The sequence below is a fragment of the Arthrobacter sp. KKT183 genome, assembly GCF_055657625.1.
The window spans coordinates 122,263-147,260 of the sequence record NZ_CM145770.1; the positions used below are offsets into that span (position 1 = coordinate 122,263).

General features: G+C 64.0%; 26 protein-coding genes and 1 tRNA gene. 12 read left to right on the top strand and 15 right to left on the bottom strand.

Features of this window, described 5'->3' with window-relative positions:
* Window positions 1–79 precede the first annotated feature (79 nt).
* On the top strand, window positions 80–760 hold the full coding sequence (locus ACZ2GY_RS00630; protein WP_277358800.1) for a hypothetical protein: 681 nt from the start codon (window positions 80–82) through the stop codon (window positions 758–760).
* A 24-nt stretch (window positions 761–784) separates the two neighbouring features.
* Here the strand turns inward: ACZ2GY_RS00630 and disA are convergent, their stop codons facing one another.
* From disA to ACZ2GY_RS00650, 4 genes are all read right to left on the bottom strand, one after another.
* Entirely contained in the window at window positions 785–1,861 is a 1,077-nt protein-coding gene (gene disA / locus ACZ2GY_RS00635; protein WP_277358799.1) for a DNA integrity scanning diadenylate cyclase DisA, read from the bottom strand.
* 148 nt (window positions 1,862–2,009) lie between these two features.
* On the bottom strand, window positions 2,010–3,386 hold the full coding sequence (gene radA / locus ACZ2GY_RS00640) for a DNA repair protein RadA (RefSeq protein WP_277358798.1): 1,377 nt from the start codon (window positions 3,384–3,386) through the stop codon (window positions 2,010–2,012).
* Between the two features lie 55 nt (window positions 3,387–3,441).
* A complete protein-coding gene (locus ACZ2GY_RS00645; protein WP_277358797.1) occupies window positions 3,442–4,569 on the bottom strand; it encodes an FUSC family protein in 1,128 nt (375 codons plus the stop codon).
* 10 nt (window positions 4,570–4,579) lie between these two features.
* Window positions 4,580–5,341: a hypothetical protein gene (locus ACZ2GY_RS00650; RefSeq protein WP_346027829.1), complete on the bottom strand. Its 762-nt coding sequence runs from the start codon at window positions 5,339–5,341 to the stop codon at window positions 4,580–4,582.
* A gap of 246 nt (window positions 5,342–5,587) precedes the next feature.
* On the opposite strand from ACZ2GY_RS00650, the gene pstS reads away from it, so the two are divergent.
* From pstS to pstB, 4 genes are all read left to right on the top strand, one after another.
* A complete protein-coding gene (pstS, locus tag ACZ2GY_RS00655; RefSeq protein ID WP_471672672.1) occupies window positions 5,588–6,703 on the top strand; it encodes a phosphate ABC transporter substrate-binding protein PstS in 1,116 nt (371 codons plus the stop codon).
* Between the two features lie 149 nt (window positions 6,704–6,852).
* Window positions 6,853–7,785: a phosphate ABC transporter permease subunit PstC gene (pstC, locus tag ACZ2GY_RS00660; RefSeq protein WP_277358794.1), complete on the top strand. Its 933-nt coding sequence runs from the start codon at window positions 6,853–6,855 to the stop codon at window positions 7,783–7,785.
* Window positions 7,785–8,888: a phosphate ABC transporter permease PstA gene (pstA, locus tag ACZ2GY_RS00665; RefSeq protein ID WP_471672673.1), complete on the top strand. Its 1,104-nt coding sequence runs from the start codon at window positions 7,785–7,787 to the stop codon at window positions 8,886–8,888. Before pstC ends, pstA begins: the two co-directional genes overlap by 1 nt.
* Window positions 8,889–8,917: 29 nt before the next feature.
* Window positions 8,918–9,697 (top strand): phosphate ABC transporter ATP-binding protein PstB, encoded by a 780-nt coding sequence (gene pstB / locus ACZ2GY_RS00670; RefSeq protein ID WP_056545807.1) that lies wholly within the window; start codon window positions 8,918–8,920, stop codon window positions 9,695–9,697.
* A 21-nt stretch (window positions 9,698–9,718) separates the two neighbouring features.
* Here the strand turns inward: pstB and ACZ2GY_RS00675 are convergent, their stop codons facing one another.
* The 4 genes from ACZ2GY_RS00675 to ACZ2GY_RS00690 all read right to left on the bottom strand — a co-directional run bounded on the left by ACZ2GY_RS00675 (window position 9,719) and on the right by ACZ2GY_RS00690 (window position 12,754).
* Window positions 9,719–10,729, bottom strand: coding sequence for an inorganic phosphate transporter (locus ACZ2GY_RS00675; protein ID WP_277358792.1), 1,011 nt, complete (start codon window positions 10,727–10,729; stop codon window positions 9,719–9,721).
* Window positions 10,730–11,347 carry a DUF47 domain-containing protein gene (locus tag ACZ2GY_RS00680; protein ID WP_204533535.1) on the bottom strand — a complete coding sequence of 206 codons (618 nt, stop codon included), beginning with the start codon at window positions 11,345–11,347 and terminating at the stop codon, window positions 10,730–10,732.
* Window positions 11,348–11,577: 230 nt separating this feature from the next.
* Window positions 11,578–12,042 (bottom strand): pyridoxamine 5'-phosphate oxidase family protein, encoded by a 465-nt coding sequence (locus ACZ2GY_RS00685; RefSeq protein ID WP_277358791.1) that lies wholly within the window; start codon window positions 12,040–12,042, stop codon window positions 11,578–11,580.
* Window positions 12,043–12,106: 64 nt separating this feature from the next.
* Complete coding sequence (locus tag ACZ2GY_RS00690; protein ID WP_277358790.1) at window positions 12,107–12,754, bottom strand: hypothetical protein; 648 nt, start codon at window positions 12,752–12,754, stop codon at window positions 12,107–12,109.
* 154 nt (window positions 12,755–12,908) lie between these two features.
* Between ACZ2GY_RS00690 and ACZ2GY_RS00695 the strand changes: the two genes are divergently transcribed.
* The 3 genes from ACZ2GY_RS00695 to ACZ2GY_RS00705 all read left to right on the top strand — a co-directional run bounded on the left by ACZ2GY_RS00695 (window position 12,909) and on the right by ACZ2GY_RS00705 (window position 15,078).
* Window positions 12,909–12,981, top strand: a tRNA-Lys gene (locus tag ACZ2GY_RS00695).
* Window positions 12,982–13,116: 135 nt separating this feature from the next.
* A complete protein-coding gene (locus ACZ2GY_RS00700) occupies window positions 13,117–13,773 on the top strand; it encodes a hypothetical protein (protein ID WP_471672675.1) in 657 nt (218 codons plus the stop codon).
* A gap of 36 nt (window positions 13,774–13,809) precedes the next feature.
* A complete protein-coding gene (locus ACZ2GY_RS00705; RefSeq protein WP_471672676.1) occupies window positions 13,810–15,078 on the top strand; it encodes an endonuclease/exonuclease/phosphatase family protein in 1,269 nt (422 codons plus the stop codon).
* A gap of 45 nt (window positions 15,079–15,123) precedes the next feature.
* On the opposite strand, the gene ACZ2GY_RS00710 is transcribed toward ACZ2GY_RS00705, so the two are convergent.
* Window positions 15,124–15,606: a hypothetical protein gene (locus ACZ2GY_RS00710; RefSeq protein ID WP_471672677.1), complete on the bottom strand. Its 483-nt coding sequence runs from the start codon at window positions 15,604–15,606 to the stop codon at window positions 15,124–15,126.
* A gap of 410 nt (window positions 15,607–16,016) precedes the next feature.
* Between ACZ2GY_RS00710 and ACZ2GY_RS00715 the strand changes: the two genes are divergently transcribed.
* The 3 genes from ACZ2GY_RS00715 to ACZ2GY_RS00725 all read left to right on the top strand — a co-directional run bounded on the left by ACZ2GY_RS00715 (window position 16,017) and on the right by ACZ2GY_RS00725 (window position 17,856).
* Window positions 16,017–16,229: a hypothetical protein gene (locus tag ACZ2GY_RS00715; protein WP_056545819.1), complete on the top strand. Its 213-nt coding sequence runs from the start codon at window positions 16,017–16,019 to the stop codon at window positions 16,227–16,229.
* Window positions 16,230–16,381: 152 nt separating this feature from the next.
* On the top strand, window positions 16,382–17,119 hold the full coding sequence (locus tag ACZ2GY_RS00720) for a hypothetical protein (RefSeq protein WP_471672678.1): 738 nt from the start codon (window positions 16,382–16,384) through the stop codon (window positions 17,117–17,119).
* Window positions 17,116–17,856 (top strand): hypothetical protein, encoded by a 741-nt coding sequence (locus ACZ2GY_RS00725; RefSeq protein ID WP_346027832.1) that lies wholly within the window; start codon window positions 17,116–17,118, stop codon window positions 17,854–17,856. The genes ACZ2GY_RS00720 and ACZ2GY_RS00725 overlap by 4 nt, the downstream gene beginning before the upstream one ends.
* A gap of 209 nt (window positions 17,857–18,065) precedes the next feature.
* On the opposite strand, the gene ACZ2GY_RS00730 is transcribed toward ACZ2GY_RS00725, so the two are convergent.
* From ACZ2GY_RS00730 to ACZ2GY_RS00755, 6 genes are all read right to left on the bottom strand, one after another.
* The gene (locus ACZ2GY_RS00730) at window positions 18,066–18,341 is read right to left on the bottom strand and encodes an HPr family phosphocarrier protein (protein ID WP_056545823.1); all 276 of its coding nucleotides are present in this window, start codon (window positions 18,339–18,341) and stop codon (window positions 18,066–18,068) included.
* A gap of 30 nt (window positions 18,342–18,371) precedes the next feature.
* Window positions 18,372–20,090 carry a phosphoenolpyruvate--protein phosphotransferase gene (ptsP, locus tag ACZ2GY_RS00735; RefSeq protein WP_471672679.1) on the bottom strand — a complete coding sequence of 573 codons (1,719 nt, stop codon included), beginning with the start codon at window positions 20,088–20,090 and terminating at the stop codon, window positions 18,372–18,374.
* A gap of 23 nt (window positions 20,091–20,113) precedes the next feature.
* Window positions 20,114–22,159 carry a PTS fructose transporter subunit IIABC gene (locus ACZ2GY_RS00740; protein ID WP_471672680.1) on the bottom strand — a complete coding sequence of 682 codons (2,046 nt, stop codon included), beginning with the start codon at window positions 22,157–22,159 and terminating at the stop codon, window positions 20,114–20,116.
* A gap of 17 nt (window positions 22,160–22,176) precedes the next feature.
* Complete coding sequence (locus ACZ2GY_RS00745; protein ID WP_471672681.1) at window positions 22,177–23,157, bottom strand: 1-phosphofructokinase family hexose kinase; 981 nt, start codon at window positions 23,155–23,157, stop codon at window positions 22,177–22,179.
* The gene (locus tag ACZ2GY_RS00750) at window positions 23,154–23,921 is read right to left on the bottom strand and encodes a DeoR/GlpR family DNA-binding transcription regulator (RefSeq protein WP_277358802.1); all 768 of its coding nucleotides are present in this window, start codon (window positions 23,919–23,921) and stop codon (window positions 23,154–23,156) included. Before ACZ2GY_RS00750 ends, ACZ2GY_RS00745 begins: the two co-directional genes overlap by 4 nt.
* Before the next feature lie 215 nt (window positions 23,922–24,136).
* The gene (locus ACZ2GY_RS00755) at window positions 24,137–24,394 is read right to left on the bottom strand and encodes a DUF6458 family protein (RefSeq protein WP_471672682.1); all 258 of its coding nucleotides are present in this window, start codon (window positions 24,392–24,394) and stop codon (window positions 24,137–24,139) included.
* Window positions 24,395–24,691: 297 nt separating this feature from the next.
* Here ACZ2GY_RS00755 and ACZ2GY_RS00760 point away from each other — a divergent pair, with 297 nt between their 5' ends.
* On the top strand, window positions 24,692–24,958 hold the full coding sequence (locus tag ACZ2GY_RS00760) for a GlsB/YeaQ/YmgE family stress response membrane protein (RefSeq protein WP_277358781.1): 267 nt from the start codon (window positions 24,692–24,694) through the stop codon (window positions 24,956–24,958).
* Window positions 24,959–24,998 lie beyond the last annotated feature (40 nt).

A 24,998-nucleotide genomic window follows, 5' to 3' on the forward strand; every position in this document is an offset into this window, starting at 1 on the left:
ACCCAAAGCATCGGCGGAACTGGCCGCCGCGCGGCGTGGTGAGCATGCGCGTCGGCGTCACGTCTCTTAGCCTTGAATCATGAGCTCGGCAGGAGGTACAGGCAGCAGCCGGGTGAACGGTCCCCGGCGGACACCCAGCCCCCAGGTCTACAAACGGCGTCGTCAGGTGGTGGCACTGCTCGCCCTCCTGCTTGTCGGAGGTCTTATCTGGGCAGGGATTGCACTTGCCGGGCTTTTCCGCTCGGAGCCGGGTCCGGCGCCGGCCGCCGCGGCTCCTACCAGCGCCGCCGCGAACCCGACTGCGTCCGCAACCCCCTCCTCGTCCCCCTCCCCGACGGAGTCGAGCCCAACGCCAACACCAACACCGACTGAGCCGGTGTGCAATCCGGCGTCCATCGAGGTCACCGGCAGCGTGGACGCCGAAACCTATGCGCCGGACCAGAATCCCGTCCTCTCCCTCACCGTCAGCAATACGGGTGAGGTGCCCTGCCCGGTGAATGTAGGGACATCGCAGATGGAGTTCCTGATCACCAGCGGCGAAGACCGGATCTTCTCGTCCCGGGACTGCCAGGAGGGCGCTGAGGACCTGGAAGTGATCATTGAGCCGGGAAAGTCGGAAACTGCGCGCTTCACCTGGGAACGGATCCGGAGCGCTCCCGAGTGCGCAACAGTTGATGCGGTGCCCGGCGCCGGCCAGTACGCGTTCCGGACCCGCCTGGGTGAACGCACCAGCGACGAAGTTCTTTTCACGCTTGAGTAGAGATGAACTTCAGGTTTACACGGACTACATGAAGCGGTCGAGGAGGCTGGTCTCCGCGATCCGTGAGAGGCCTTCCCGGACAGTCCGTGCCCGCTGTTCGCCAATCCCGTCCACCGCCATGAGGTCATCGATGTTGGCGGCCATGAGGTTCTGCAGTCCATCAAAGTGGTCCACGAGCCGGTTGGCGACCGTGGGAGGCACGGCCTTGATTCCCGAAAGCAGCCGGTACCCCTTGGGCTGCACCACCGCATCGAGGGAGTCTGTGGACGGGTTGAAGCCGAGCACGCTTGCGATGGTGCCCAGATCAATGAGGTCTGTGGAGCTGAAACCCTGGAGGCGCGTCAACTGGTCTTCGACCGGCATGGTGCTTGCGCCGAGCCCGGAGTAATCGCGAAGAACCATCTCGCTGCCCGGGCCGAGGCCCGTGGTCAGCTCTTCCACCTGTAGGGAGAGGAGGCGTCCGTCGATGCCGAGTTCGAGGACGTACTGCGAGATTTCCTCGGAAATGCGGCGCACCATTTCCTGGCGCTGCAGGGTAACGGCGACGTCGCGAACAGTCACCATGGCCTCAATTTCGAGTGCCGAGAGTGATCCGGTGACCTGGTCCAGGCGTGCGCGGTACCGTTCGAGGGTGGCGAGCGCCTGGTTGGCGCGGGCGAGCACGGGCTCGGACCCTTCCAACACATGGCGGAGGCCGTCAACGTAGAGCGCGATGATCTGCATGGATTGGCTGACGGAAATGACGGGAACGCCGGTCTGGATGGCTACGCGCTCGGCAGTCCGGTGGCGTGTTCCTGACTCCTGCGTTTCGATCCGGTGATCCGGCACCAGTTGCACGCCGGCGCGGAGGATCTTGCTGGCGTCCCGGTCACAGACAATAGCGCCGTCCATTTTTGCGAGCTCGCGCAGCCGGGTGGGGGAGAAGTCGATTCCGATGTCGAAGCCGCCAGAGCAGATCGAGTCCACTGTGCGGTCGAACCCCAGGACGATCAGGGCACCGGTGCGGCCGCGAAGGATCCGCTCAAGGCCGTCGCGCAACTGCGTACCCGGCGCCACCCGCGCCAGGGTTGCTTTCAGCGCGTCCTCCGGACTGCGTACCATCTCACTCCCTCTTCGAAGCCGGGCAGGCGAATGCACGGACCGACAGTTCCTAATCCTATGGGAGCACGGCATCGGCTGACGGCCCAGTTTCCACTCAAATGCGTAACGTTCCAGCGTTCAGCGGGCACTGGGACCGCATCGGGAAGCCTTAGAAGAGCAATTCGAGGGCTTCCGTGAGCGTGCTGACCTGCTTGACGGTGAAGCCGGCTGGGATGCGCCCGGGGCCGTTGGGCGATTCCGGTACGACGGCGTGGGTGAACCCGAGGCGCTCGGCCTCTTGGATGCGACGCGAAATTCCCGGCACCGGACGCACCTCGCCGGCTAACCCCACCTCTCCGAAGGCGATCATGCGGGAGGGAAGCGCCTGGTTGGTCTTGGCGGAAGCAATGGCAAGGGCAACCGAGAGGTCCGTTGCCGGTTCGCTCAGCTTTACGCCGCCGACTGTGGCCACATAGCTGTCATCCTTGTGCAGCTGCAGCGAAGCCCGGCGCTGCAGGACGGCAAGGAGCATGGAGACCCGGGAGCCGTCGAGACCGCTCGTGGCGCGCCGCGGCTGCGAAGTTGCCGATTCGGCGAGCAGCGCCTGAACCTCGGCCAGCAGTGGACGCCGGCCCTCGAGCGTGACGGTGATGCAGGTTCCCGCCACCGGCTCCTTGGTACGGGAGACAAACAGCCCGCTTGGATCCGCGAGTCCCACGATCCCGGTATCCGTCAGGTCGAAGCAACCCACCTCATCGGTGGGGCCATAACGGTTTTTGACCGCGCGCATCAGGCGGAGGCGTGAGTGCCGTTCACCCTCAAATTGGCACACCACATCCACAAGGTGCTCAAGCAGCCGCGGGCCTGCGATAGAGCCGTCCTTGGTGACGTGGCCGACCAGCAACGTGGTCATACCGCGGGTCTTGGCAGCGTTGATGAGCGACGCCGCCACCTCCCGCACCTGGGTGACACCTCCCGCACTGCCGTCCACGTCCGGACTGCTGAGCGTCTGTACCGAATCCACGATGAGCAAAGCGGGATCCACCTTCTCAACCTGGCCCAATGCCTGACTGAGGTCCGATTCCGCCGTAAGGTACAGCGTGTCCGCCAACGCGCCGATCCGTTCTGCCCGCAGTTTCACCTGTGCGGTTGATTCCTCACCGGTGACGTAGAGAACCGTGCGTCCCAGCCGGGCGACCCTCGCCGCGACGTCCAGCAGGAGCGTGGACTTGCCGACCCCGGGCTCACCGGCGACGAGGATGACCGCACCCGGAACCAATCCGCCGCCGAGCACCCTGTCGAGTTCGCCGATCTCGGTTGGGTGGTAGGACGCCGTGGTGGAATCCACCTCAGCGATCCGGAGGGCGGGGCGCGCAACGGTAGTGGCCGCCGTAGTACGCGCTACGCCTGCCGCGGCTGCCTCCTCGACCGTGCCCCACGCCTGGCACTCGCCGCACCGGCCCACCCACTTGGCGGTGGTCCAGCCGCACTCACCGCAGCGGTAGGCGGGGGATTGCGTGCGCGATCGCGCGGTCTTTGTAGCCATGGTTCAAACGTACCGGGTGCAACTGACAGTCCTGTCGAGGCTCAGCTGTTGCTACTCACAGTTTGGGCAGGTACCCGGCGGCGTCCTCATGGGAGAGGCCGGTGGCTTCGAGGAGGTCGACGATGAGCGGCCGGTACAGAACCACCAGCCCCTCACCCTCGAGCCGCTTCACATTGAGGCGGGCGGGGTGCAGGACGGTGGCCACCGCGGCAAGATCCTCCCGCGCCCTGCGTAGGTGTTGATCGCGCTCCGCTGTGGAGGAGGAGTGCAGGGCAAGCGCGAGGACATCCACGGCATCGGCAGTTTCCTCGATCACCTGCGCCAGCGACTGCACGGCTTCGTCCGAGAGCGCCGCGTGATTGATCACCGAGGTCAGCCGCCGGGAGAACACCCGGCTATTTCGGATCGCGAGATCGATATAGCTGATCGAGCCGTGCAGCTCGCCCAGCTCGCCCCGGTGCCTCCGGTACGCCGGTGAAAGGCGCGCAACCTCCGTCGCCGCGCGCATGGAAGTCGAGAGCCCGTCCATCAGGGGCTGGCAGTTCCGTGCCCGGATCAGCGCGTGCCACGCCTGCGTGGGATCGCTGGCGGACAGCGCACGGGCGTTCTCACGCAGCACCGCGGAGAGCTCCCCGAGCAGCTTGCGGACATCGCCTTTGGGCTCGCGGCGCGGATCACGCGGCATCGCCATGGTGATCAGCAGTGCGAAAGCACCGCCGACGACGGCGTCCACACTTCGCGTGAACGGTCCTCCTTCCGGGGCCGGCAGGAGCACAACCAGGAGGGACTGCAGTGCCAGTTGGGTGGTGAAAATGGTCCCGCTGTCCAGGAAACGCGCCAGCAGGACGGACACAAAAAGAACGACGGCGGCCTGCCAGAGTCCTGTGCCCAGCAACGCCAGGAGCACATCGCCCACAGCGATACCGAGTGTGCATCCGAAACCGACTTCCAGCACCCGACGCAGCCGCGGATCCCGCGAAAACCCTAGTGCGATGAGCGAAGAGGTGGCAGCAAAAAGGGGCCCATCGTGGCCGAGTACCTGCTCTGCAAACGCATACGCCCCAACAGCGCCGACGGTGATCTGGATGGCCGGAAGCAAGGATGAGCGGCTGCGGCGCAGGCCTACGCGGGATCGGTTGCGCAGAAAGGAACGTGCGCGGTCCAGTCGCGAGCGCCGGGTCATACGCCTGACCCTACCGCCGGGAGCGGTCCATCAGGGTAAAGGTGGTGGACCTGCCCATAGTCCGCGTCCGGACGGCCGCGAGCGGCGCTGCAAGCAAGAGCGCCCCCGCCACCAGTTCCAGGAATTCCTCGAGGTGGTAGACCACCGCCAGCACTGCGGTCGGAGCACCGAGGCGAATGACTTCCCCCGCCACTAACTCGAGCCCGACGGCTGCAAACAACAGGGTCACTATTCCCAGCACGATCAGCCGGGTTGATGCTTCCGGCAGGTGCCGGGCGCTGACGGTCGCCAGTACGAGCACGACAACGGCGATGGGTATGCCGAACACCAGCCAGACGAACGTGAAGTCCGCGACGTCCACAAACTGCCCGGCAAGGGTGTCGAGGCGTTCATGCAGCCAGGTTCCCTCGTCGAGGCACAGGAGGAACACCATGCCGGCCAGAATCCACCAGGCGGTGGCCCCCTTGATTCTCTGATGTCTGGCGAGGACGGCGGCGAACAGGAGGGTTGTTGTTGCTGCGGCCAGCTGCACCACGGACCACCAGGTAGGAAAGTTGCCCTCATAGTTGACGTCGAAGTACACGCTGAAGAGAGTTTCACCTCTTGCCTGACCTGTCAGCAGCGGAGAGATCAGGCTGAATCCGACAACCAGGGCGTGCACCAGGCCGAGCCCTATGAGCAGGCGGCGCCACCGCAACGGGTGACCCGGACGCACAGCCGTGGCATCCTCGTGCTTCGCGTATCCGCCGTCAACGCTGCTGTCCGTGGTCATACCTCTAACGCTAACGGCTGGGCACTAGGACGAAGGTGACAGCTCAATAACTCATTCCGTCCAAAGCACAAGGGTTTGCAACCGGATCACGGCTAATGTCCCACCGGCGTTCATCTTCCGTTCATTTTGACCCGTCAATCTCGTTACCTGCGGTGCCTAGCGTGTGGTGAGTACCGAATCTCGTACAGACAACGCGGGTGTCATCTGAGCACCGACTGTTCAAACCCTGGAAGGGGCAATATTCACGTGAAGGCTCTTCGCTTTGGCCGCGCAGCGGCAGTTATTTCTGTGGCCGCCCTGGCCCTCACGGCGTGCGGTTCCGACGCCGCCGTCAACGCCGGTACTGAGGGTGATGCAAGCGCGGCTCCCGAAAGCACGGTTTCCGGAACCCTGACCGGTGCGGGTGCATCCTCCCAGAACGCGGCGATGACCGCCTGGAAGACCGGCTTCGAGGAGCTGAACCCCGAAGCAACCATTCAGTACTCCCCGGACGGCTCCGGTGCAGGCCGCGAGGCATTCCTTGCCGAAGGCGTGCAGTTCGCCGGCTCGGATGCGTACCTGGATGACGAGGAATACGAGGCGTCCAAGGAAATCTGCGGCCCCGATGGCGCCATCAACATCCCCGCCTACGTCTCTCCCATCGCCGTGGCGTTCAATCTCCCCGGAATCCAGGAACTGAACCTTGACGCGAACACGATCGCGTCAATCTTCGCCGGTGAGATCACCAACTGGAATGACGAGGTGATCGCTTCACAGAACGAGGGCGTTGAACTGCCGGACCTGCCGATCACCGTTGTTCACCGCGCAGATGATTCAGGTACCACCGAGAACTTCGTCGAGTACCTGGCTGCCGCGGCACCGGACGTATGGACTTACGAGGTTTCCGGCGACTGGCCTGCCGAAATCGTCGCTGAGAACGCCCAGGGCACCAACGGTGTCGTCTCCACCACCTCCTCCACGGAAGGCGCCATCACCTACACCGATGCCTCCGCCGTCGGAGACCTGGGACAGGCCCTCGTCAAGGTTGGCGAGGAATACGTGCCGCTCAGCGCCGAAGCAGCCTCCCGCGCAGTGGAAGTTGCAGAACCGGTCGAAGGACGCAGCGAGGTTGACATGTCGCTGGAACTGAAGCGCGACACCACCGAGTCCGGTGCCTACCCGATCGTGCTTGTCTCGTACCACATCTACTGCAGCGCGTACCAGGATCAGGAGACGGTGGACCTGGTCAAGGCTTTCGCGAGCTACGCAGTGAGCGAAGAGGGCCAGGCCACAGCTGAATCCTCTGCGGGCAACGCGCCCATCTCCGAGGCCCTGCGCGAGCAGGCAATGGAAGCGATTGATTCCATTCAGGTTGCCTCCTAACAGGTCAATGACGCCCTGCCAGGCCCAGAAGGCCCTGGCGGGGCTGTTGGCTGTCTGCGTCCCGGCAGGGTTGCAGGTACCTTGTAAGAGCGGGACAGTTGCGTGAGCACTGTTCCAGACGTCCCCGCGCAGCGCCGAAAGGTCCCCCCGTGTCCACGAATGCACTGAAACGAGCAGGCGGTGCAGGTCAATCCGGAGACAAGATTTTCTCCGGCGCGAGCCTGGCCGCAGGCTGCCTGATCCTGGCAGCGCTCTTTAGCGTCGCAGTCTTCCTGATCATTGAGGCTCTGCCGGTTTTCGGCGCCGAGCCATCGGAAATTACCGGCGGGGACGGCTTTTTCACCTACATCTTCCCGATCGTCATCGGAACCGTGATTGCCGCGGCCATCGCGCTGCTGATTGCCACACCGCTCGGCATCGGCGTTGCGCTGTTCATCTCGCACTACGCGCCCCGCCGGTTCGCGCAGGGGCTCGGCTATGTGATCGACCTGCTCGCGGCCATACCTTCGGTGGTCTACGGCGCATGGGGATACGCCGTCCTCGCTCCGCAATTGGCCATCGCCTATGACTGGCTGGCGCGCAACCTCGGTTGGATTCCGATTTTCGAAGGCCCCGCCAGCCAGACGGGACGCACCATGCTGACCGCCGGTATTGTGCTCGCTGTCATGGTCCTTCCGATCATCACCTCGCTCAGCCGGGAAATCTTCCTCCAGACGCCGAAGCTTCACGAAGAAGCGGCGCTCGCCATGGGAGCCACCCGCTGGGAGATGATCACCATGGCGGTCCTGCCCTTTGCCCGCCCGGGCATCATCAGCGCGGCGATGCTCGGCCTCGGCCGCGCGTTGGGTGAGACCATGGCCGTGGCGCTGGTGCTCTCCGGCGGTGCCTTGACAGCCAGCCTCATTCAGTCCGGCAACCAGACCATCGCGGCCGAGATCGCACTGAACTTCCCCGAAGCCTACGGGCTCCGGTTGGCCGAACTCATCGCCGCCGGCCTGGTCCTCTTCGTCATTACGCTTGCCGTCAACATCGTGGCGCGGTGGATCATCAGCCGTCACAAAGAATTTTCAGGGGCTAACTAATGGCCAACGCCACCTTGACTCCGCGACGCTCCCAGCTGACCAAGGGCAGGATGCCCCCCTACACGCTATGGGTGGTCCTGGCAGCGTCGATCGTCGTTGGGGCAGCACTGGCCGCGCTGGTCGGTTTCAGCCTGGTTCCCTTCGCCCTCTTCAGTGCGCTCATCTTTATCGGTGCGGGGACAGCTGTCACGGGCGTCGTCGAAGGCTCACGCAAGGCCCGCAACCGGTTCGCCATGTTCCTGATCTACGGGTCATTCCTCGTCGCACTCCTTCCGCTGCTCTCGGTTATCTGGACCGTTCTGGAGCGCGGCCTCCCGGGGCTGACCTACAACTTCCTGTTCACGTCCATGAACGGCGTCACCGGAGCCATTGACAACCAGGTTGTCGCAGAGGGAACACCGGTACTGGGAGGTGCGTACCACGCCATTGTCGGCACCCTGCAGATCACCCTGTGGGCAACGCTCATCTCCGTGCCGATCGGGCTCCTCTCCGCCGTCTACCTCGTGGAATACTCCACGGGCGGAAAGCTTGCCCGAGCCATCACGTTCTTCGTTGACGTAATGACGGGTATCCCGTCCATCGTGGCCGGTCTCTTCGCCGCTGCACTGTTCGGCCAGCTATTCGGGCCGGGCACGCGCACCGGCTTTGTTGCCGCCGTCGCGCTGTCTGTGCTGATGATCCCGGTTGTTGTGCGCTCCACGGAGGAAATGCTCAAAATTGTCCCGAATGAACTCCGTGAAGCGGCCTACGCGCTGGGCGTTCGCAAGTGGCGCACCATCACGCGTGTGGTTATTCCGACGGCGATCTCAGGTATCGCCTCCGGTGTCACCCTGGCCATCGCCCGGGTGATTGGCGAAACCGCTCCGATTCTGGTCACGGCAGGCTTTGCAAGCTCCATCAACTGGAACGTCTTCGGTGACTGGATGAGCACCCTGCCCACTTTTATCTACTACCAGATCCTCACGCCCACCTCACCGACGGCCACAGACCCCAGCACGCAGCGTGCCTGGGCGGCCGCGCTGGTGCTGATCATCATGGTCATGCTCCTGAACCTCGCGGCGCGCCTCATCGCCCGCCTCTTCGCTCCCAAGACCAGCCGCTGACCCGCCGGCACAACCCAGAAGGATCTCCATTGTCCAAGCGAATCGACGTCAAGGACCTCAACGTCTACTACAGCAAGTTCCTCGCTGTGGAAGACGTGAACATCAGCATCGACGCACGTTCCGTCACGGCCTTCATCGGCCCGTCGGGCTGCGGGAAGTCCACCTTCCTGCGCACCCTGAACCGCATGCACGAGGTCATTCCCGGTGCGCGGGTTGAGGGGGAAGTGCTGCTGGACGGTGACAACCTGTATGACTCCGCGGTGGACCCCGTGACGGTCCGCAGCCAGATCGGAATGGTCTTCCAGCGGCCCAACCCGTTCCCCACGATGTCCATCCGCGACAACGTGCTGGCCGGCGTCAAGCTGAACAACAAGCGGATCTCGAAGTCAGACGCGGACGCACTGGTGGAGAAGTCGCTGCGCGGCGCCAACCTCTGGAATGAGGTGAAGGACCGCCTCGGCCGTCCCGGATCCGGCCTGTCCGGCGGCCAGCAGCAGCGCCTGTGCATTGCGCGGGCCATCGCGGTTTCCCCCGAGGTCATCCTCATGGATGAGCCCTGCTCGGCGCTGGACCCCATCTCAACCCTCGCTATCGAGGACCTCATCAACGAGCTCAAGAGCGAGTACACCGTGGTCATCGTTACCCACAACATGCAGCAGGCAGCCCGCGTTTCGGACAAAACGGCGTTCTTCAACATCGCGGGCACCGGCAAGCCGGGAAAGCTGATCGAATACGGCGAGACCACCAACATCTTCAACATGCCCTCGGAGAAGGCAACCGAGGACTACGTCTCCGGCCGCTTCGGATAAGGACCTGCCTCAGCCTGCAATCTAGAGCAGCGGGCTCATCGCCAGGAAAAGGATGGCGGCGAGCAGCGCGGTGGCGGGCGCCGTCGTAATCCAGACCAGCAATACCGAGCGCACCACGCGTCCCCGAACCGTGGCGTAGCGCTGGTTGGCGCCGGCGCCCACAATTGCCGAGGTCATGGTATGCGTGCTGGAGAGCGGCATGTTCAGCGACAGTGCGCCGACAAAAAGCATGACGGCGCTGACCCCCTGGGCCGCCATCCCGCGGAGCGGGTCAATGCGTACCAGCCGGTTGGAAAGGGTGTGTGTAATGCGCCAGCCTCCAAGCAGTGATCCGCCCGCCAGCAGCACGGCGGCAAAGACTTGGACCCAGAGCGGAATATCGCTCCCGGAGTAGAGGCCGGCTCCCACCAGCGCCAGGACGATCACGGCCATGGTGCGCTGACCGTCCTGCAGCCCGTGGCCCAAGGCGAATGCGGCGGTCAGGACGGCCTGGGCCATCCGGTTCCCGTTGTTGACCTTGCGCGGGGAATTGTGACGCAGCAGCCACGTGGCAGGGAAGACAACCACGTAGGCGAGCAGGTAGGCAATCAGCGGCGACAGCAGCAGCGGCAGTCCGATCTCCAGGAGGAATACGCGGCCGGACGCGGCAATGGACTCCCCGCCGAGCACTGCCGCCGCCCCGCCGGCCCCTATCAGTCCGCCGATTAATGCATGCGTGGACGACGACGGCTTGCCTCGGTACCAGGTGAAGATACCCCAGGCGCACGCTGCCAGCAGGGCGGCGAGCAGAATGCCCAGACCGCTCTGCCCGGTGGGAAGGCTGATGCTGTTCCCGGTGAAGAGAGTCGCCACGCTGGCGCTCATGAGGGCACCGACGAGGTTGAACAGCGCAGCGAGCAGGACTGCCACAGTTGGAGTCAGTGCGCGGGTACGGACCGACGTGGCAATGGAGTTGGAGACGTCGTGGAACCCGTTGATGAAGGCGAATCCGCCAGCGAGGAGCACTACGGTGCCGAGGAGGAAGACCTCCACCTACGATTCCTTGACGAGGATCGCTCCGACGTGGGTTGCCACCTTGCGGATGTCCTTTGTGACGTCGACGAGCTGGTTGGCGACGTCACGGTGCCGCGCGTAGACCAGCGGCTTGTGGTCAGCGAGCAGCTCCGAGCACCAGATCCGGTGCGTGCGTTCGGCACGCTTGGCCAGTCGCAGGATCTCGATCCAGTAGTCCTCGAGGTCATCGAGGGAATTGAGCTGCCGCATCGCCTCGGCGGTCAGTTCCGCCTGCCGGGTGATCACCTCGAGCTGCTCGGTTGCGCGGCGGCTGAGTTTGGTCAGCTTGTAGAGGGCGATGAGCTCCGCAGCGCCGTCGAGCTTCTCCATGGCTTCGCTCAACAGACGCGACATGGAGTAGAGGTCTTCACGGGGGAGCGGGTTGATGAAGCTCGTGCGCATCGAGGTCAGCAGGGCAAAGTGCAGGTCCGTCGAGGTGCCTTCATACTGGTGCAGCTCTTCGGCCAGCTGATCATAGTCCTGGGGTGCGGCACCAAGGATGCCGGACATGCTGCGGACTCCGAGGACCAGTTGCTGGGCCATGCTGGAGAGCAGTTCAAGTCCTGCGTTTTCCTGGGGAAAGAGGCGGAGCTTCACAAGGATCACCTACGGTCGCACGGACGGTTGCCACCTAAGACTACCTGCGCCTCACTCAGGTGGCCGGCGCTGTGCGGCCGGCCCCCTGAGGGCACAAAAGTGGCGCCGAACCGGGAGCGCCTCTCGGCGGAAGGCCGCTCGAAGCGGCTAAATGTTGAAGCCCGGGGGTTCCACGGTCCGACACCAGTTTCAGTCTGCTACTGACCCGCGTGCATGTCAACGAGCACTGTCTACTCCGGCGCCGAATGGGTTGCGCTGGACTCCGGAGTCCACCAGGTCTTCGGCTCAACTACGGGGAATCGCCGTCCTGAAACTGTCTCCGGAATGATCCGGACAAACTGGTCTTTCCTGCCTCCCTGCCACGGAAAGAGGGGAAGCGAGAATGTCTCAAGGACGTCGTCGGGGAGTTTCACCAGTTCCGCCCCACCCCGGATGACGACGCTCCAGGCGACACCCGCTTCGGAGTCCACCCCGTCCGCTTCCAGCGCAACGCGGGCATCAGCCTGCACCGCTGCAAGCTTGGTTCCGGTTCCTGTCCGGAATACGAGCGTTCCGTGATCGGTGGTGTAGTTGACCGGAAAAATGTCAGGGCCGTCTTCGAGAGCGACGGCGAGCCGCCCCACTGAAACTGCCCTCAGGCAGTTCCAGCATTCACTGTCGGTCAAAACTTCGACTCCCGCAGCATTCGCTTCCATACGGCGATCCTAGACCGGGTTCGCGCGCCAGGACAGGGCCAGTGGCCGGGAGTGCACGGTGCTGCTAGTCCAGCTCGCCGCGGCGCCAGGAAGCGGCAGCGTGCTCCAGGTCCTCCGCAGTCTTGACCAGCTGGTGTGAACTGCGCGTGAGTTTGGTGGCGTGGGCGCCGTTGGAGGTATCGACGTCGTCCGCGTGGTTGGTTTGGCCGAGCGCCACTACCCGGCAGAAAGCGGCAAAGCGCTCAAGCGCTACGTCGAATTCGCCGTCGAACGCGCCGGAAAGAATGGTGTCCGCCATGTGCTGGACCTCGTCCGCGCCGGGGGGCTCGGCGACTCCCGCGACAACCTTCGAAACCTGGGCCACCTCCTTGCCGGCTTTGAAGAAGGCGGCGATTTTTTCCGGGTTCTGCTGGGTAGCGGCACGGAGCGCGTAGAGGCGCCAGAGTGCGCCGGGCAGGGAACGAGCAGGACTTTCCGCCCACAACTCGGCAATGGCTTCCAGCCCCTGCTGGTCAGCCAGTTGCACCAGGCGCTGCGTCACCACGGGGTCATCGGTCTCGCGGCCGTGGTGAACCAGTGCGTGCGCGGCAAGGTGGGCGGCTTCGGAAACCCGCGAGGGGTCTGCACCGCCGGCGAAAACCTCAAAATCTGCGGGCGCAAACGGCTTGGGTTTGTGGTGCCGAGGGCTGTTGTCTACATATTCGCCGTCCATGGGTCGAGAATACTCCTGCGCCTATTGGGGGGCTAGGCGCCAACCAAACCCGCGGGTTCGCTCCCACGGCACAGGGCATATCGGCCCAGGTTGCCTTATCGCCCGATCGGGTGCGATAAAGTAGACACGTTGTTCGGGCGTGCCCGGGTGACGTGGGCCTTTAGCTCAGTTGGTAGAGCATCGGACTTTTAATCCGTGGGTCGTGGGTTCGAGTCCCACAGGGCCCACCCGCGAGTACGAGGAGCGCGCCCCCGCCGAGGTATCGGTGAGGGCGCGCTTTTTCGTGGAAGGCCGATCCGCTTTCCAAGGTTGCTTTCAGGCAACAAGCATTGACTCCCGGGCACAGGAAGCCTGTACTGGAAGTGCAGATCCTTTCCATCGAGCGGCACGGGAAAGTGCCGGGAGGAACTCCGATGCCCGGCCTATTGGCGTTACCCGTTCAGACGGCGCTAGCCGTCGCCGTCATCGGAGCGCTCATTGCGCTGACCGCTTTCGCCGTCTCGCGCGGGCTGCTGACGGACAAGGACCGCGATGGCGTCTTCTGGTACGGCTTCACCGGCGGGTTCGCGTGCCTCAGCGCCATTCTGGGAGCCATGGTGCTCATCCCCGAGACAGCTGCCGTGACCGGGCTGGCAGGCATGCTCGGGATGGGGTTGGCGGGCGGCTGGGTCTGGCGCGGGGAGCAGGAGCGGGCTGTGCGCCGTCGTCGTCAATCCGTGGAAGAGGCGCGGTCAGCGTTGCGGGCACGCCATGAATCCGTGTTGCAGCGGTGGGTGAGCTATGAACTGGATCCCGCCGTCGCCATCGACTATCCGGACATGACGGACGTCAAGCGTCCCGAGACTGCCGGGTTGGTCCGCGCGATGCGGACCGCGGCGGTGCTGCGCGAGCAGGAAGATACTGACGACGACGGAGCTGCACCTGCTTATGAATCCGCGGTCAGCGAGCTGGAGACTGCCTTCGAGAAGGCCGAGCGTGCCGCAGGAGCCCGTTCGACCCCTCCCAGCCGGGACAGTTAGGCTGGACCGGTCACTGGGGGACCGGAGGGGAAGTCCATGGATTCAGCACGAGCACCGCGCCGCAGAACGGCCGCTATTCTCGTCGCGCTCGCGGTCGCCGCTGCCGGCTTGGCGGTGCCGTCAACGGCAACAGCTGCTCACAAACCGAACGGTGCTGCGCAGGGCCAGGGCAAGCAGGAAGTGCGCTTCGCCACCTACAACGCAAGCCTGAACCGGTCCGCCGAGGGTGAGCTCGTCGAGGACCTGTCGACCGGCCATGATGAGCAGGCGCGGCGCATCGCCGAAGTGATTCAGATCAACAACCCTGATGTGGTGCTGCTCAACGAATTCGATTACGACGCAGACCACGCGGCGGCCGAACTCTTCCGGACCAACTACCTCGAGGTGAGCCAGAACGGTAAACCCCCCGTCAGCTACCCCTACGTCTACACCGCCCCATCCAACACCGGTGTTCCCAGCGGGATGGACCTGAACAATGACGGGACCGTGGGTGGCCCGGACGATGCGTTCGGGTTCGGCCAGTTCGAGGGCCAGTACGGAATGGTTCTCTACTCCAGGTACCCCATCGACACCAGGAATGTCCGCACCTTCCAGAATTTCCTCTGGGCGGACATGCCGGGTGCGCTCCTGCCCGATGACCCGGCTACCGCCGGCGCGGCGGACTGGTTCACCGAGGAGGAACTGGCGGCTCTCCGCCTGTCCAGCAAATCGCACTGGGACGTTCCGGTGACCATCGGTGATTCGACAGTCCATGTTCTCGCCAGTCACCCCACGCCCCCGGTCTTCGACTCTGAGGAAGACCGCAACGGCAGACGGAACAGCGACGAGATCCGCTTTTGGGTGGACTATATCCGCGGCGGCGGCAACGCGCGCTACATCTACGACGACGACGGCGAACGCGGCGGACTGGACCGACGTGACGACTTCGTTGTGCTGGGAGACCTCAACAGCGACCCGGCTGATGGCGATTCCCGCCCTGGCTCGATCAGTTCGTTGCTCGAGCTGAAGGAACTCCAGGATCCGGAGCCGGCAGCGGAAGGCGCGGCTGAAGCGTCAGTCCTGCAGGGGCGGGTGAATCCTGAGCACCGCGGTAATCCGGCTTTGGACACGGCGGACTTCGAGGACGCTGAGGCGGGAAACCTCCGGGTGGATTATGTGCTGCCGTCGAAGTCTCTCAAGGTGCGCGGCGCCGGCATCTTCTGGCCGCGCGCAGGGGCTCCCGGCGCGGAGCTCACGGGGGTTTTCCCTTTCCCCACGAGCGACCACCGGTTGGTGTACGTCGATGTTGACGTCAAGAAGCGCTGACCAGACCGACTCAACAGGAACCGCCGCGAACCGCGGTCAGGCCGGTCACCCCTGTTGATTGGAGGTGAGGCGGCGCCGCCGGTCCCAGAAGACCGCGCTGAGTGCCCCTGCCGCCGTGAGCAGAATGCTGGCGCTGACAATGATGCCGCCCGCCGACTGGCTGATGATGAAGATCCATTGCGGGAACGGGCCGCTGACTGCGGTCTGATCAACCTGTAGAGGTGCAAACACCGCCCACAAGCCCAGGGCAAGCATGGCCGCCCCGAGCAGCCAGAGCACCAAAACAAACGGATTGAACCGCGGGTGCGCCGGTCCGGGGTCCGGCAAGACCGCTCCTGCCGGCATCACTTCAACAACGTTGGCGGGCTGCTCGGGTGAGGTTGCGGTGTGCGCCTCGGATGCTGCCCGGCGCTGCTGCGGTGGTTCCTTCGGTGCGGGCCAGCGATCACCCTGGGTGGTCGATGATCCGCCGCCCCGCTGGTAGATGGAACTGTACCGATTGTCGATGTTCGGCGTATTTTCGCCCATTGTTCCTCCCTGACCCTTTGTTGGAAATCTACTCGTTCTGCTCCGTCGGGGTAAGTAGCCGCTGTCTGCGCGCCAAAATCCGGGACACCTCTGGCCAAGGCTCCGGGGGCTCGTGTAGGTTGAAGTGCATGGGAACAATAATTTTCGAGTAATTGTGCCGGTCGCGTGCCTGGCGCACTCGTCCAAACATCAACGAAACCATTCGAAAAGACCGTGTTGAGGCCTTCGTCTCCATGTTTGTTTCCACTCCTCCCGTGCATGAGTCCGGATCAGGGTCGCCCTGAACCGGCCAATCAGCGCAACAGGACCCCTACGGAACCGGCGGAGCGCCGGCGGACAGCAAGAGCCGCCGTCGTCGTCATTGCCGGTAGGTGAGTGGCCCAGCCGGTCAGAGCCACTGAAGGAGAGCCATGACCCAGCAAGACAATCAACAGCCGCTCAACGTCCATCTGACCGAAGATGCTGCAAAGAAACTGGTGGATGATCCGCGTGCGCGGGAAGCGTTGGCCCGGAAGAACCCCGCCTTCGGGGACCTGGACAGCGCGCACAGCACTGGGCGCAGGAACAAGTCAGTACACGCCAGTAACCGTCAGGGAAAGCGGGAGAAGAAGGTGCGCTGGTAGGGCGACAGCCCGCCTCGAGGCGCCACTGGAGAGATTAAAGTGAAACTGGCTCCGCGTTCTGCGTATGGGGGAATCGCAGAATGGGGAGCCAGCTCTCCAACTATACTTCACAGTAGGGGTCAGAAGTCCAGTCGAAATGTTCCTGAAGGGTGATGATGGCAGTCACAGCCAAAGCTTTCCAGCTGTGGCGTACCCAGATAGCACCTGAGGCAACGGTTTCCGACCTCTGCCGGAAGGCGGACATCAAGCGGTCCACACTGGCGCAGCAGCTGGTCCGTGGAAAAGTCTCAATAGAAACCGTCATCAACATCGCCCGCGCCTACGGGATTCCGCCGGTTCAGGCGCTGAGTGTGTTTGACGGCTACCGGGACCTCGCGGAGGGAATCCTGCCGCCCACCGGCGAGGAATATCTCAGCCAGGTTTCCCCGATGGATCTGCTGCGGCTGATCCTTGGCCGCAGTGAGGAAACGGACTGGGTGGGCAGTCCGCTGAGTTTCCGGCTCGCGCCCCTGCCTCATCGCTACTCAGTGCGCTCGTGGTTCGATGCGGTCGACGGCGGTGAACTCCGCCAGGCGCTGACCACGCGCACCGGCATTGCTCCGCAAAACCTCTCGGCGCAACTCAGCGCCGGCCGGCTGAGTACCCAGTTGTGCGTTGAGGTGGCCAGGGTTTCCGGGGTTTCGCTCGCAAACGGCCTGGTTGTCACCGGGCTGCTCACACCGCAGGAAGGCAGCTGGGCAGATGACGGCCGTGAGCAGGTGCTGAGTTCCCTGCCTGATTCGAAACTCATCCTGATAGCACGGGACCGGCTTGACGGATTGGGTAAGCGGCTCCGTAAACAGGAGCAGGACAACACTCGTGACCAGACCTTATGGGAGAACCTCGGATGAGCGCAGGATCATTTATCCAGTGGCTTGCGCTCGCGTTGTGCGTCATTTTCGCGGCTACACGCCTCCCGGATGCCCTGCGGGGTAAAGGCCGGAGCATCTTCGCTGTGCTGGTTCTGCTGTGTGTGGCGGTGGGCCTCAGCCTGGCGCCGATTTATCTTTTTGTTGACGGCTTGCTCGGCGGGGCCAATATTGCGAACCTGCTCATCCGGTTCAGCCTGTATGCCATCATGCTGCTCCTGGGGCTTCGAGGCGCGGCAGCGTTCAGCTCCGAGAGCGCGTTAAGGCTGATCAGTGGACCATTAGGTGCTGCTGTACTGGGACTCACGGTTTTGGCCACGGTGATTCTGTTCGGACTCAGTGACCTTCCGGAGTCCTCGACGGGGCTGCGGGAATACGCAGACCAACCAACCGTGCACTGGTACTCCCACCTGGGCCGAATCTACCCGGCGTATGTCGGCGCATGCCTGCTGGGCCCGGCGATCGCAAGTGCGCGGGACACCTCCGCGCGGGGCCTTCACCGAGTCGCTGCGGCCTTCATGGCGGGCGGATTCGCTATGGTGCTTGCCCACACTGCACTCAAGTTCACCGGAGTCAGGACCGGGGCGGCGGACCTCATTCTGCCGTTCGGCGCGATTGTCCTCGTCACCAGCGGCCTCACCATGATCTGGCTGTCCCGCCGGCGTTCGGTACGCAACCGCTCCGCCAATTTCCTGGCCAATGAACACCGGCGCGACTGATCCACGGTTAGTCTTTTCGCCGGATTATTTCGACCAATATCGCGAACTCTGTTCACGTTTTCATCCTGGTGTGTCAAAATTATGATTATGTAACTCCCGGTGTCCGTGGGGGGTCAACGGGTTACACAGCAATAGGTGCGTCCATTAGAACGGGTGGACGCACCTATTTCGTTTCCAGGCCGGGCTGCCGCCGCCGGAAAAGCCTGCTGTCAGGCGTCGTGATCGGTTTCGAGGATACGGACCAGCGAGTCCAGGGCGTCCCCGGCGCCGTCGTCCTCGGAGCGGAGCACAACAACGTCACCGTGCTCGGCGCCCAGGCTCATCAGCGACAGGATGCTTGATGCGTCCATGGCCTCGTCAGCCGGGCTTCCCTCCAGGGCGATAGTGATGTCAGCCGATTGTTCCCCCGCCGCTTCGGCGAAGATGGCGGCAGGACGGGCGTGGAGCCCAACCCGGCTGGCTACGGTTGCTTTGCGTTCGATCATGATCTTCCTTCCGTTTGCTGTTGTGCGAGCCTACAGGCCCAGGGTTGTGAGGATCGGCAAACCGGCACGTACCGCTGTGCGTGCCTCGATCGCAGTGGGTGCAGCCAGGGCCTGTTGTGCCAGTCCCTGTGCGTCGGTGAGGGACACTGAACCAATCACGGCAGCCACGGCGGCAAGTGCGCGCGAACTCATGGACAGCGACGTGACGCCCAGACCCACCAGCACGACGGCGAGGGCCGGATCTGCGGCCGCCTCACCGCACACTCCGACCGACTTCCCGTTGTCACCGTTGGGTTCCCCGCTGGAACGTTTACCGCCACGCGCCGTCTCGGCACCGGCCACCGTCTGCCGGATCAGCTGGAGGACAGCCGGCTGCCAGGGGTCGTTCAGGGCGGCCAGCGGCCCGAGTTGGCGGTCCGCTGCCATGACGTACTGCGTCAGGTCATTGGTTCCGATCGACGCGAAGTTCACGCGCTGCAGGATTGCTCCTGCGGTCAGCGCTGCAGACGGAACCTCAACCATGACGCCGGGCACCTTCAATCCCGCTGCCGCACAGGATTCAGCGAAGTGCTGGGCCTCCTCCGCTGTGGAAATCATGGGTGCCATGACCCAGACGTCCGTTGTTGCGCCGTCGGCTGCTTCGCTGATTGCCTTCAGCTGGCGGTCCAGCACACCGGGCGTCGAAAGCTCGGTGCGGTAGCCGCGAACACCGAGCGCGGGGTTGGGTTCGGAGGCATCGGTAAGGAAGGGCAGGGGCTTGTCTGCGCCGGCATCAAGAGTGCGGATCACTACCTTGCAGGCAGGGAACGCGTCGAACACCTCACGGTATGCCGCGGATTGCTCCTCGACCGTCGGCTCGGTATCGCGGTTGAGGAAGCAGAACTCGGTGCGCAGTAGTCCTACGCCTTCAGCTCCAGCATCGGCCGCCTTGCGGGCGTCAGCACCCGATCCCACATTGGCGAGCAGCGGGATCCGGTGCCCGTCCTTCGTCGTGCAGGTTCCGCTGTAGCTACCGAGCGAACGTGCCTGCTCCGCCCAGATGGCCGCTGCCGTCCGTTCTGCATCGCCCGGGCCGGAGAGCACGGTTCCGGCGGCGCCGTCGACAAACACCTCAGTGCCGTCGTCGATAGTCTCAACGCCGCGGGCGGCGACGACGGCGGGCAGCCCCAGCGCGCGGGCCAGGATGGCCGTGTGTGACTGCGGACCCCCGGAGCTGGTGATCAGGGCGATCACAAGCTCCGGGTTGAGCGTGGCGGTATCCGCAGGGGCGAGGTCCTCCGCCGCAAGGACGAACGGATGGTCGGCTGTCGGGATACCGGGCGCCTGCAGCCCGCGCAACTCGGCGACAATCCGGGAGCGGACGTCCAGGACGTCCTGGGTGCGCTCGGCCATATAACCGCCGAGGCCCCTCAGCATGTCCGCCACCTGGGAGCCGGCTTCCCACACCGAGCGCTCGGCAGAGGTTCCGGCAACAATGAGGGCGTTCGCGGACTTCAGAAGCATGGGGTCCGCGGCCATCATGGCAGTTGCCTCAAGGACCGCCCTCGAGTCACCGGTTGCGGCGTCGGCGCGTTGCTGAAGTTCGGCCTGCACGTTTTTCGCGGCAGCCTTCAGCCTGGCCGTTTCCTCATCAACCGTGGTGTTGGACCATTTCTCCCGGGCGGACGGTTCAGCTACCGGGCGCGGCATCTGCCGCACCGGTCCAACGATCCTGCCGGGGCTTACCCCTACGCCGGTGAAGGTGCTCAATGGTCCAACTCCTCAGTCAGGGACTATGCGGCAACCGACTCGGAGGCGGCGGCCGGGGCCGGCTTGCGCACGGCGAACCGCTTCAGGGCCACCACGGCAAGGGCCGAGATGACCATGCCCACGAGAATCGATAGAACAAACATAACGACATTACCGATTGCGAAGAATACAAAGATTCCGCCGTGCGGTGCCTGGGAGGTGACTCCGGTACCCATGATCATCGCGCCGGTGACCGCGGATCCCAGCAGGCCTGCGGGGATGACGCGCAGCGGATCAGCTGCAGCGAACGGGATAGCGCCTTCGGAGATGAACGCTGAACCGAGGAGCCATGCAGCCTTGCCGTTCTCGCGCTCTGCGAGGGAGAAGCGGCGGCGGTCGATCACGGTGGCCAAGGCCATTGCCAGCGGCGGGACCATACCGGCGGCCATGACGGCCGCCATGATCTGCCACGGAGCCTGGTTGTCGATGGCTCCAGCGCCGAGGCCGGCGACTGCGAAGGCGTAGGCAACCTTGTTGATGGGACCGCCGAGGTCAATTGCCATCATGAGCCCGAGGATGATGCCAAGCAGAACCGCACCGGTGCCGGTCAAACCCGACAACCAATCGTTGAGCGCGACGGTCAGGGCGGCAATCGGACCACCCAGGATAAGGATCATGAGGCCGGAGGCCACAATCGACGCCACCAGCGGGATGATCACTACCGGCATCAGGCCGCGCAGCCAGCGGGGAACTGCCAGCTTACCGATCTTCATGGCGACGTAGCCGGCCAGGAGACCGCCGACAATCGCACCCAGGAAACCCGCGCCCATGAAGCCGGCAACAGCACCGGCAACGAAGCCCGGGGCAATGCCGGGACGGTCAGCGAGTGCGTAGGCAATGTAGCCCGCCAGGGCTGGGACCAGGAAGCCCATCGACAGGGAACCGATCTTGAAGAACACCGCCCCGAGGTATGCGCCGAGAGCGCCCTGGGCTGTCTCGGGGAACTCGGAAGGGAGGTTCCAGAGGCTGTTGTTGACCACCATGTCGTCGGCGAACCCGGTGATGTCATACCCGCCGAGGAGGAAGCCCAGGGCAATGAGGAGGCCACCGCCGGCGACGAACGGAATCATGTAGCTGACCCCGGTGAGCAGCGCACGTTTGAGCTGTCCTCCCACACTCTCGCTGGCGGACTCGTCGTCGTGCATTCCCGGCGTGGAGGAGTCGGCAACGCGGCGGGCATTCGGGTTGTCGGCTGCCGCGAGCGCCTCCTCGACCATCACGCCGGGCTCGTCGATGCCCCGCTTGACCGGTGCGTTGATGACCGGCTTGCCGGCGAAGCGGTGCTTGTCGCGGACGTCGACGTCGACGGCGAAGATCACGGCATCCGCCGCAGCAATTATTGACGGGTCAAGAGGAGTGGACGCGGACGAACCCTGCGTCTCGACCTGCAGGTCAATGCCACGCTCCTTGGCCGCGGCGACGAGTGAGTCGGCTGCCATGTAGGTGTGGGCAATACCTGTGGGGCATGCGGTCACGGCGACCAGTCGCTTGGTCCGGGCTGCGTCCGGCGGCGTTGTGGTTCCCGGGTCCGCGGACTCAGGCTTCACGGCAGTAGCGCCGCCTTCCTTCCTGGCAGGAGCGGCTTCGAGGGCTTCCTCCACCAGAGCCACGACCTCCTGCTCGGTGGATGCGGAGCGCAACGCGGCGGTGAAGTCCTTCTTGATCAGGGAGCGGGCGAGCTTCGACAGCAGCTTGAGGTGTTGCTGGTCGGCGCCTTCCGGAGCCGCTATGAAGAACACCAGGTCTGCCGGGCCGTCTTTGGCGCCGAAGTCCACCTTCGGCTCAAGGCGTGCCATCGCCAGGGTCGGTTCAAGAACGGCAGTGGACCGGCAGTGCGGAATGGCGATGCCGCCGGGGATGCCGGTGGCTGTCTTTTCCTCGCGGGCCAGAGCATCGGCGAAAAGCCCTTCCACCTGGTCGGCGCGGCCCTGCGCCACCACCAGTTCGGCGAGCCGGCGAATGACGCCGGCGCGGTCAGTGCCCAGCGACGTGTCGAGAACGACAAGTTCGGGCGTAATCATTGCGGACATGGGAGTTCCTTTGGAGGTTATGGGTGGTTGGGGGAAGCATGGGTTGAAGCGAGCACCCGGACCGTAACCGCGTCCGGTGTGGTTTGGTGCAGGGCCGGCACTGTTGAACCCGGTAGGGATGCAGCGGCCGAGCCGTGAGCCACCGCCTGGCGCAGGCAGTCGGGGGCACTGGCGCCGCGGGTTTGCGCCAGGAGGTAGCCGGCAAGCGCGGAGTCTCCGGCGCCGACGGTGGAGATTGCTGTGATGGGTGGATGCTGTGCGTGCCACGCGCCGTCGGCGGTAACCAAAAGAGCGCCCTTGGAACCGAGGGTTGCAAGGACCGAACGGACGCCGCGGGCGAGCAGCCGGGTAGCTGCTTCGACCGCGAGGTCCTGCTGGTCCTCGAGGGTGTCTCCAACTCCAAGGCCGGTGAGCTGGGAGAGTTCCTCGGCGTTCGGCTTGAGGAGGTCCGGAGCGGCGTAGTTCTCGATCGCCGCTATGAGCGCTGCTTCGGACGCATCCAGAGCGATCAGTGGAGCGCGGTCGCCGTGGCGGTTCCTTACCGCGCGAACGACTTCAGCGTAATAATCCGGGGCAAGGCCCGGCGGAAGGGACCCTGCAAGGACCAGCCAGCGGGCGTCGTCGGACAGTTCCACCACCAGGTCAATAAGGGCGTCAGCTTCCCGCTGGTTCAGTGCCGGACCGGGCTCGTTGATTTTGGTGGTGGTGCCATCCGGCTCCGTCAGCGTGACATTGCTGCGAAGTGCTGCCGCGATGGGCAGATTGCGGTAGGGGACACCGGCGGAGTGGAGACCGGTGAGTACCGGATCATCCTCGTGGCCGGGAAGGATTGCCAGCGCCTCGGCGCCGCCGGCGGACAGGGCCCGGCAGACGTTGACTCCCTTGCCGCCCGACTCCTGGCGGTTGGCCGTTGCACGCTGCACCGCACCGCGGGCCAGGGGGGCGGCGAGTTCAATAGTGCGGTCCAGGCTGGGATTGGCTGTGAGCGTGATGATCATGCGATGACCAGCTCGACGTCCGCCTCGGCGAGGGCGCGGGTGAAACCGGTGTCCGGCTGGGCGTCGGTGACCAGGGCGTCTATGTCGCCAAGTTCGGCGAAGCTGACGAGCGTCTCTGTGTTCAATTTCGACGCGTCCGCCAGTACGACGACGCGGCGAGCGGATCTAACGATTGCTGCCTTCACAGAGGCCTCCTCCGGGTCAGGAGTGCTGAGCCCGAATTCCGGGTGCACTCCGTTGGTTCCGATGAAAACGACGTCCGGGCGGAAGCCGCTGTAGCGCGCAACAGTGCCGCTGCCGACGCAGGCACTGGTCAGGCCGCGGACCCGGCCACCGATGAATTCCAGTTGGAGTGATGAGCCGATCAGGGTGGAGGCGACCGGTACGGAGTGGGTGATGACGAGGAGCTGGTTCCCAGCTTCCTGCGCAAGGAGTGCAGCGAGGCTGCTTGTGGTGGTTCCGCCGTCCAACACAATCGAACCTTCGGTGGGAACCATTGTCAGCGCGGCTTTGGCGATGCGTGCTTTCTCTGCCTGGTTGCGGCCTTCACGGCTTGTGAGGCTGAGCTCAGTGGTGCTTGCGCTGGCGGCCGGAACGGCACCGCCGTGTACCCGACGCAGGAGCCCGTCCTTCTCCAGCAGTGCGAGATCGCGCCGGACAGTCTCCTTGGTGATGTTGAACCGTGATGCCAGCTGGGCCACAGTTACCCGGCCCTCGGACATAACCAGCGCTGCGATCCTGTTATAGCGTTCCTCGGCGAACACCGTTCCTCCTCGCTGCGTGACTGCCGTCACAACCATTTCCGTTTCAGTGACTCTATCTGTGTTTCTGTTTGGGTGTCAATGGAAAACGGAAGGAAAGGCAGATCTGCTTATGGCAGTTCCTCGGAGAGGGCGCGAAAAGGAAGAAGCCACCAGCGCCGACGGCGCTGATGGCTTCTCTTGTACGGACTGCTCGGCAGCCCCGCTGACAGGTTCGGTCAGATCCCGCCGTCGCGGGTCTCGTTTCGGGTGATCCGCTCGCCGGTGTTGGGGTCCTGGACGGTACGCGACTCGCTGACCCGCTTCTGGTTGCGGGGAGCATTCATAAGGAGCGAAATGATTAGCCCCAGAACGCCGACCCCCATCAGGATGTAACCCACCAGGGTGAGGTCGATGAAGTTCACCAGATTATCTGAGACTGCGAAGGCCAATATTGCACCAAGTGCAATGAGGACAATGGAGGAACCGATTCTCATGCCAACCACTCCTTGATTTGACCCGCTTCAGGAATTCTTCTGTTAGTCCCAGTAGCCACGGCGGGTTGCCGGAATATAAGCGCCACGTGATCAGCATACTGTCGATCCCGTTTCTGGTGAAGTTTCGATTACAAGGGGTTGCAAAGTCGCCGAGCAGGAGTTTAATAGTTCCACCGGTGAGGCGTATGCTATTACTAAGCTCACTTATCAAGTAAGGTAGTGTGCAGTTGCACTCCGGTGCATCGTCGAAATCGACATATATGTTGCGCAGTTAGAAGTTCGATAAAGGAGCACTTCATGAATTTCCTGGCATTTCTTCTTCTCGGCCTTATTGCGGGAGCCATCGCCAAGCTGATTCTGCCCGGCAAGCAGGCCGGCGGCTGGATCATGACCCTGATCCTGGGCGTGATTGGGGCCCTCCTCGGAGGCTTCCTGGGTAACCTCCTCTTCAATGTCGGCGTGAACGAGTTCTTCTCGATCTCCTCGTGGCTGCTGGCCATCGGCGGCGCGATCATCGTTCTCCTCGTTTACGGAGCGATCACCAAGAATCGCTCGCACGCATAAACCGGGTACATCGACCGAACGCCCCGCCGGCCCCCATCCG